General features: G+C 65.5%; 5 protein-coding genes and 1 tRNA gene. 3 read left to right on the top strand and 3 right to left on the bottom strand.

Features of this window, described 5'->3' with window-relative positions; all coding sequences use genetic code 11:
- Positions 1-77 (bottom strand) — tRNA-Arg (locus AC07VL_RS07950).
- Between the two features lie 502 nt (positions 78-579).
- Between AC07VL_RS07950 and AC07VL_RS07945 the strand changes: the two genes are divergently transcribed.
- Positions 580-3,033 carry a hybrid sensor histidine kinase/response regulator gene (locus AC07VL_RS07945; protein ID WP_494805351.1) on the top strand — a complete coding sequence of 818 codons (2,454 nt, stop codon included), beginning with the start codon at positions 580-582 and terminating at the stop codon, positions 3,031-3,033.
- Positions 3,034-3,351: 318 nt separating this feature from the next.
- Positions 3,352-4,335 carry a response regulator gene (locus AC07VL_RS07940; RefSeq protein ID WP_494805350.1) on the top strand — a complete coding sequence of 328 codons (984 nt, stop codon included), beginning with the start codon at positions 3,352-3,354 and terminating at the stop codon, positions 4,333-4,335.
- A gap of 84 nt (positions 4,336-4,419) precedes the next feature.
- Here AC07VL_RS07940 and AC07VL_RS07935 read toward each other — a convergent pair whose 3' ends face one another.
- Positions 4,420-4,815, bottom strand: coding sequence for a hypothetical protein (locus AC07VL_RS07935; RefSeq protein WP_290602216.1), 396 nt, complete (start codon positions 4,813-4,815; stop codon positions 4,420-4,422).
- 317 nt (positions 4,816-5,132) lie between these two features.
- Between AC07VL_RS07935 and AC07VL_RS07930 the strand changes: the two genes are divergently transcribed.
- On the top strand, positions 5,133-5,846 hold the full coding sequence (locus tag AC07VL_RS07930; protein WP_494805349.1) for a sensor histidine kinase: 714 nt from the start codon (positions 5,133-5,135) through the stop codon (positions 5,844-5,846).
- A gap of 20 nt (positions 5,847-5,866) precedes the next feature.
- Here the strand turns inward: AC07VL_RS07930 and AC07VL_RS07925 are convergent, their stop codons facing one another.
- Positions 5,867-6,448, bottom strand: coding sequence for a hypothetical protein (locus tag AC07VL_RS07925; protein ID WP_494805348.1), 582 nt, complete (start codon positions 6,446-6,448; stop codon positions 5,867-5,869).
- Between the last annotated feature and the right edge of the window lie 49 nt (positions 6,449-6,497).

The raw sequence follows: 6,497 nt of genomic DNA, 5'->3' as shown, positions 1-6,497 counted from the left end.
TGGTGCGGCTGGCAGGAATTGAACCCACGACCCCTTGGTTCGTAGCCAAGTACTCTATCCAGCTGAGCTACAGCCGCGCAGGCAAACATTATAGCGTATTCATTTCGCTTTGAAAAGTTCGATTTTTCAATCGCTTAGCTGATTTTGCAGAATACCGCCCCGCACCATCAACCACCTTTTCACTGCCAAAAAGCGTACGCCTTTTATCGGTGGACACTTCTGCTTTCACAGTGGCATCCAGCGAATCGAGAAGTTGCTGTCTCGAAAGAAGCGGGATTATAGGGACTGCTTTCCCGCCTGTCCAGTGCTATCTGCAGGCGCCGGAAAAACACCCGGCCGGCACGCGGGCCGCCAGCGCGCAAGCGTGCGGTGGCCGCCTGCCGCTTGGAGCTACAATACCACCCAGGTACACGGTGCTGGCGCGGGCACCCGGCGGACGGAAATCCTGCAGGAAATCCTCCATCTTGGCCGGTGTTCGGCCCGCCAGCGACGCGACCGCGACGCGCCGCCCCGGCCGGGGATGGCAGACCACCGGGACGCGGCAGCCCAGGTGGCAGACTAACTGTTGCAGGATTTCCGATGGCCAAGCATGAACGCAAGCAAGACCTGCTGCCCCCATCCGGGCCGCTGAGCCTGTCAGGCGAGCATCTCGCCAGCCTGCTTGAGGGCATTACCGACGGCTTTTGCCTGCTCGACCGCGACTGGACCATCCGCTATATCAACACGCGCGGCGCCGACATGCTGGCGCCGCAGCGCCCCCCAGGGGCCAGCCTGGCCGGCAGCAGCCTGTGGCAAGCCTGCCCCGGCCTGCCGGGCAGCGAGCTGGAATCGCACTACCGGCGCGCCATGGCGCAGCAGCAAGGCAGCAGCTTCGAGATGTTCTACCTCCCCCTGGGGCGCTGGCTGGAAGTGCGCATCTTCCCCTCCAGCGACGGCTTGACCACGTATATCCAGGACATCAGCCAGCGCAAGGCGGCCGAGGACAGCCTGCGCCAGAGCGAGGAAGACTTGCGCGCGCTGGCCAATTCCATTCCGCAACTGGCCTGGATCGCCAGCTTCGACGGCACCATGGCCTGGTACAACCAGCGCTGGCACGACTATACGGGCACCACCGCCGAGCAGATGGCGGGCGACGGCTGGAGCATCGCCTACGATGCGCAGCACCTGCCGCAGATGCTGCAGGGCTGGAAGGCCGCCCTGCAGGCCGGCGCGCCCTTCGAGATGGAATTTCCCATCCGCGGCGCCGACGGCCAGTACCGCTGGTTCCTGACGCGCGCCAATCCCGTGCGCGACCGCGGCGGCCAGCTGCTGCGCTGGTTTGGCACGAGCACCGACGTCGACCAGGTCAAGCGGGCGCAGGAAGCCCTGCGCGACGAAACGCGCGTGCTCGAACTGCTCAACAATACGGGCGCCGCCCTGGCCGGCACCCTGGACCTGCCCTCCCTGCTGCAGGAAACCGTCGATGCGGCCACGCGCATCAGCGGCGCGCGCTTCGGCGCCTTCTTTTACCATGACGACGAGCAGGCAACGCACCGGGCGCGCGCCGTGAGCGGCATCAGCCTGCGCCAGGCCGACGCCATCGCCGCCGAGCTGCGCGAGGGGCCGGCCATGCGCCGGAATGACTTGCTGGCGGCGCCAGACGGCCACGCCGGCGCCGCGCCGCCCCTGCGCAGCTGCCTGAGCCTGCCCGTCAGCTCGCGCTCGGGCTACCTGCTGGGACGCCTGCTGCTGGGCCATCCGCAGCCGGGCATGTTCAGCGCGCGCAGCGAACGCATCGTCGCGGCCATCGCCGCCCAGGCCGCCGTCGCGCTGGACAATACGCGCCTGTACGCGGCCGCTACGCGGGCCGCCGAAGAGCGCAAGGTGCTGCTCGACAGCGAACGCGAGGCGCGCGCCGAGGCCGAGCGCACGAACCAGCTGAAGGACGATTTCCTCGCCACCCTGTCGCACGAACTGCGCACGCCGCTGTCGGCCATCCTGGGCTGGGCCCAGGTGCTGCGGCGCGGCACGCGCGACGAGGCCGACCTGCACCGCGGCCTGCAAAGCATCGAGCGCAATGCGCGCGCGCAGGCGCAGCTGATCGAAGACTTGCTCGACATGAGCCGCATCACCTCCGACAAGGTGCTGCTCGACCTGCAGGCCCTCGTGCCGGCCACCGTCATCGCCTCGGCCATCGAGACCCTGCGCCCGGCGGCCGACGCCAAGCACATCACCATCCTCTGCGACGTCGCCAGCGATGCGGGCAGCATCACGGGCGATCCCAGCCGCATCCAGCAAGTCATCTGGAACCTGCTGTCGAATGCCCTGAAATTCACGCCCCAGGGAGGCCGCGTGGAGATCGGCGTGCGCCGCGACGGCGCGCGCCTGGCCATCACGGTGGCCGACAACGGCATCGGCATCCGGAAAGACTTCCTGCCCCACGTCTTCGACCGCTTCCGCCAGGCCGATGCCTCGACCACGCGCAAACATGGCGGCCTGGGGCTGGGCCTGGCCATCGTCAAGCACCTGGTGGAACAGCATGGCGGCACGGTAACGGCCAGCAGCGGCGGCGACATGCAGGGTGCCAGCTTCACCGTGCGCCTGCCGCTGGCGCCGCCCGCCGCTGCCCGGCCCGCAGGCCAGGCCGTGCCTGCCGCAAGCGACTTGCGCGGCATCAAGGTGCTGCTGGTGGACGATGAGGCCGACGCCCGCGAACTGACGGAACGCATCCTGCGCGACCACCATGCCGAAGTGCATGGCGCCGGCAGCGCGGCGCAGGCGCTGGCCCTGCTAGCAACGGTGCAGCCGCACGTGCTGGTGAGCGACATCGGCATGCCCGGCATGGACGGTTTCGACCTGCTGGCGCAGATACGCGCCGGGGCGGCCGGCGCCCTGCCGGCGCTGGCGCTGACGGCCTTCGCGCGGCCGCAGGACCGCCAGCAGGCGCTCGACAGCGGCTTCCAGGCCTGGATCTCGAAACCGCTGGACCCGGCCGAATTGCTGGCAGCCGTGGCCCGCCTGGCCGCCCCGCACCCGGCGGCCGCAGCCCCTTGACTGCCGCACAAAAGATGATGCAAGGAAATACATTACTCAGGACAAAATGATCATTTCCATGGGTTGGCCTTCCTACTTTCAGACGCGGCACTGTCCTACAAGCAACTTCACTGAAGTTTGCTACACTGAAATGCAGAAGCACACCTGCATGGCAGGGTGCCGACAATCGGCCCAGGCTGCCAGGAATGGCAGAAGCGAGTTCATGCGCTGTTGTGCGCCCTATCTTGTTGCAAGGCGCTACTATCCTGTCGAACCGTCGCCCGCCCATTACCTGCGGTAGAAGCCAGCGTTGCATAGACCGTATAACCGAGACCCTACATGCCCAGCCAAGATGAGATTTTGAAAGCCAAAATTTTGGTCGTCGACGATTCCCCCGACAATGTCGACCTGATGCTGGAAATCCTGCGCGATGCCGGTTATACCAACGTCACGGCCACCATGCGCCCGGCCCAGGTCTGCCCCCTGCACCAGGAACACTGCTACGACCTGATCCTGCTGGACTTGCAAATGCCGGAACTCAATGGTTTCCAGGTCATGAAAGGCTTGAAGGAAATCGAGCATGGCGGCTACCTGCCCGTACTGGCCCTGACGGCGCAGCCCAGCTTCAAGATCGCCGCCCTGGAAGCGGGCGCGCGCGACTTCATCAGCAAGCCCTTCGACCTGATGGAAGTGCACAAGCGCATCCACAACATGCTGGAAGTGCGCCTGCTATACAAGGAACTGGCGCAGTACAGCAAGCAGCAGCAGGAACTGGCCCTGCACGACCCGCTGACGGGCTTGCCCAACCGGCGCCTGCTGGAAGACCGCATCGAACACACCCTGCAGCAATCGGCCCGCAACCGGGGCAAGTCGGCCATCCTGTACCTGGACCTGGACGGCTTCAAGGCCATCAATGACAGCTACGGCCACGGCTATGGCGACGACATCCTCAAGATGGTGGCGGCGCGCCTGGTGGGCGCCTCGCGCAAGGAAGACACGGTGGCGCGCATCGGCGGCGATGAATTCGTCATCGTGCTGGGCAACCTGGCCGGCAAGGGCGACGCCCGCGAACCGGCCGCCAAGCTGATCGAAGTCATTTCGGAACCGTATTTCATCAACGACCTGACCCTGCGCCTGTCGACCAGCATCGGCATCGCCATCTACCCGGACGACGCCACTTCCGTCGAGTCGCTGCTGGGCGCGGCCGACACGGCCCTGTACGAAGCCAAGCGCGCCGGCAAGAACCGCTTTTGCTGCTCGCCCCACGAAGTGATCGCTGCCCAGGTGAACATGCAGAAGAGCAGCATTCCCTCGATCGCCTGACGCCGGCCAGCGGGCAGTTGCCGCGCAAGACGCAAAAAAACCGGCGAGCCATGGGGCCAGCCGGTTTTTTTATGCCTGACGGCCTTATTTCTTGCCGGCCGCCACTTCATGCTTGCCCGCATGCTGGTGGTCCGTTTGCGCATCGACCGTGTCGGGCGACACTTCGATGCGCGTGATGCCCGCATCGACGGAGATCGGGTCGCTGGCGGGGAAGGTCATTTCCACGGCGTCGTCCAGCAGCTCTTCCTTGGCGCGCTCTTCGCCGCTCATGCCCTCTTCATCGGCCAGGATGGCCAGCGCGCTGGCCCATTTGACGAAGTTCAGGTTGGACAGTTCGCGCACGGTGGTCACGCCGAATGCCTGCTGCAGGGCCTTGGCATCCTTGGCGCTGACGCCGCGCAAGGCGCTGATGGGGGCGTTGACGATGTCGCGGAAGCTTTTGTCGAGGTATTCCTGGTCGACGATGGTATCGATATTCATGGCATGTCCTTTCGTTTCGGTAAGCGGGCCTGTGCGGCGCCCTGCGCCACGGCGGCAGCGATGCTGCGTGGAGATGATGCACGCCCCCACTATGGCAGGAGCCCGCGAGCCGGTATGTGCGCAGCCGTACGTAACGGCGGGAACAGGGCTGGCGCCAGTGCGGCGGCGGCAATCTTATTTTTTGCATAAAAATGATGGGAGGAGATTAAAATTGCCTAAAAGACAGAAATTTTCCATCCATGCGCCCTGCGATGGAATCCTCATGTATGATCCACCACTTGAATTTGGTCCTCTCCTTTCACCATTCACGGGGCGCTATGTCCGCACAAACAGATCCGAACCAGGAAGCGGCCCAGGCCGATGCGGAACGCGCCGCCGACCTCAGCGAACTGCTGGGCCACGTCAATACCAGCTGGGATAACGAGCGGCGCGCCCTGTCGCGCCAGTTGCACGACAGCCTGGGCTCGTCCCTGACGGCCCTGACCATGCATTTGTCGCTGCTGACGCAAAAGATGCCGCAGGAAGCTCCCCTGCTAGACCGGGCGGCAACCATGAAGCAATTGCTGCTGAACGTCATCGAGACGAACCGCCAGATGCAGATGAAGCTGTGGAACGACAAGCTGGAGTTCCTGGGCGTGAACGTGGCGCTGGGCGAACTGGCCACGCAATTTGCCGAACAGCATAAGATCACCGTGCGCTGCAGCTTGCCCGAAGATGAACTGATCTGCCCGCGCAACGTAGGCGTGGCCCTGCTGCGCACCCTGGAAGAAGCGCTGAGCAACATCGCCGCGCACGCGCAGGCAAGCGAAGTGGATATCATCATCGACGACAATGAAGACGCGCTGATGATGACGGTCAAGGATAACGGCGTGGGCTTGCCCGGCAGCGCGCCCGTACAGATGAGCAAGCACGGCCTGCGTTCCGTGCGCGAGCGCGTGCACTACCTGGGCGGCAGCCTGAACCTGGCGGCCAACCCGCAAGGCGGCACGGCCCTGAGCGTCATCCTGCCCCGCATTACGCCAAAAGAATAAGCCACGGCGGCCCGCGCGCGTCAGCGCGGCCGCAGCCCCTCAGGCCAGAGCAGTTGCGCGCCAAGCACGGCGCGGCGTGCGCCATGTCCGGCCAGGCTGCTGCGCCGGCCTTCCAGGCTCTGCAAAAAATGTCCAACACGCAACACATCCGTCAATTGTGACGCCAGGGCGGCATCGGCCGCATGGTCCGCTCCCGTCCATGCCAGCGCCAGCAGGCTTTGCCAGATGTCGGGCAATGCCAGGCGCCAGGCGGGCGACGCGAGGAAGGCGGCGGCAGGCTGGCCCAGCGATGCACTCGTCCGCGCCAGCAGTTCCTCGCGCGCCAGCTCCCCGGGCCAGCTTTCCAGCTCGGCGCGCCACAGGGGAAAGGTGGCCAGCGGCGCCGGCAGCGCGTCCAGCGAGCCGATGAAACTGGCCCTGCCGCACCCCGCCACGCGGAAACGCAAGGCCTGCCGCACGCCTTCCCCCTCCTCGCCCGCGCAGGCCAGCAGCAGCTGGTAGAAATCGAGCTGCGCCGGCTCCAGGCCCAGGCTGTTCAAGCTGATGTAGCGATCATCGGACGGGCCCGGTGCGGCGTCAGGCGGCGTGGAAGTCTCGTGCATGGTGCTCCTCGGCAGGATAGGGGTGAAGGTCGCTCTCTGTCCCGAGTAT

The organism is Janthinobacterium sp. GW821-FHT03C08, assembly GCF_059420905.1.
The sequence above is the reverse complement of the archived record's forward strand: the minus strand, read 5'-3'. Positions and strand labels throughout refer to the sequence as shown.